General features: G+C 43.9%; 1 tRNA gene and 1 rRNA gene. Both read right to left on the reverse strand.

Going from position 1 to position 1927, the window contains the following annotated elements:
• Positions 1–1571 precede the first annotated feature (1571 nt).
• Positions 1572–1687: ribosomal RNA gene (gene rrf / locus G3R49_RS19855) — 5S ribosomal RNA — on the reverse strand.
• Positions 1688–1724: 37 nt separating this feature from the next.
• A tRNA-Thr gene (locus tag G3R49_RS19860) sits at positions 1725–1800 on the reverse strand.
• Between the last annotated feature and the right edge of the window lie 127 nt (positions 1801–1927).

Below are 1927 nucleotides of genomic sequence, written 5' to 3' on the forward strand. Positions count from 1 at the left end.
CGCCGTGTCAGTGGGAGCGCATTATAGGGAGCTTAGATTTTTGCGCAAGGGCTTTTTTGAAGTTTTTTGCATTTAATTTTTATACCTGGATTAGGCACATTTTAATTACCGATACTCCACAGAGTTATCCACAAACACCAGAGCTACTTAGTTTAATTAAGTGCCGAGTTACAAAAGCAAGCATGAGCACCTAAATCATCGCTACGCCCCTAACTCCCGAGAATAACAACTCAAACGATTAGAAACCGACAAAAACAATTAAGTATTGAATGGTTCAAGCAACCTTTTTATGTGTAAGAACTGCGGCTAATGCCAAAGCAACGCGATTTAAGTGTTGCGAGAGAACCTACTAACTAAATGGGCCTCTAAATTTATACTAGAAAAACGAAAGGGGATACCGAAAGTGAGGCTAAGTAAACGCTGAATGATCGGAGTCGAGCCGATACAATTACGAACGAATCATCAACACATTCACGTTGGCTTTAAATGCACTTGCTGCGAATAGAGAACAAATCAAAAAATAGAACTATCACCAGCAGTTTTCAGTCCCTCTCTAACTATTTACAACAATATTAAGCTGAGCTAAGCCTATAGTGGCGTGCATGAATGCGTAACAATGCCATGTGTCCGCGCTCACCAAAGTTAACTCAACTAACTATATTGATTGAAGTGTCATCGACTAGCACCCGACTTCGTGGGAATGGCGGATTCAACATGCACCATAAAAGGCTACAATTAGACTAATACAGGAGTATTGGCTTTACAGGGGGCAATTATCAACATATATCTAGGTAGAAATTCATACCTACATTAGAAATGTAGTTCACCTAACCTCAATGACATTGATATGAAACAATGTCAAAGTTTACATTGCCCAACGCGAAAGCGTCTGAAAGTAGCCCGCTGCGAACGAGCTCTCCGCGCTACATTTGGGCTTTTTATTTCGCATGTGAGAGTAATCTTTCAAAAGCTGAACATACAAAAAGCCCCAACACTTCGTGCTAGGGCTATTTCGTATTTTAGGCATCCGGAAATGACCAGCTTCGAACAAGTTCTCCGCGCTACGTAAGCGCATGAAGCGGTGCTTCATAAACGCACTCACTTCGCCCTACTCGTATTCCCGAAGAGAACACATAGGGGTAAAAGTTAGCAGCTTTAAATACGCAGTATTTAGGCTAACTTTTACGCGAAGAGCTTGCTCGTAGCTGGGAGGCCAGACTTAGCCTCGAGCGACCGCAATGGATGGCGGAAGTGTCGATTATGCAGGATGCAATCTTCGACGGACATAGAGGTAGGCATGTCAGGAAATGACTAACTGCGAATAAATTATCTGCGTTCAACACCACCATAAAGCTTCGCTTTATAACCATTAGCGATTCAAGCGTTCTCACATGGGGGTTAATAAAGCCAGCTTTGGAAGCGAAGCTTTCAGGGCTTGATTAACGCGAAGCGAGGTACTCGCGTAGCTGGGAGCCAGGCTTAGCCTCGGGTAACATCGAGAGTAGTCATCGCGAAGCGTATATACGAAAAAGCCCTAGCGTTGTTTGCTAGGGCTTTTTCATATATTAGGCGTCTGGAAATGACCTACTCTCACATGGGGAAACCCCACACTACCATCGGCGCGATTGCGTTTCACTTCTGAGTTCGGAATGGGATCAGGTGGGACCACAATGCTATGGTTTCCAAACAAAACTTGTATCTAGGACAACACACTAGATGAATAATGGTGCTGATACCCAGAATCGAACTGGGGACCTCATCCTTACCAAGGATGCGCTCTACCGACTGAGCCATATCAGCATTCTCGCTATGAGAAACTTTTTGGTTTCACTTTTAAAAAGTGAAAACTATATTAGGCGTCTGGAAATGACCTACTCTCACATGGGGAAACCCCACACTACCATCGGCGCGATTGCGTTTCACTGCT

Source organism: Shewanella sp. WXL01 (assembly GCF_012263345.1).
GTDB classification, from domain to species: domain Bacteria; phylum Pseudomonadota; class Gammaproteobacteria; order Enterobacterales; family Shewanellaceae; genus Shewanella; species Shewanella maritima.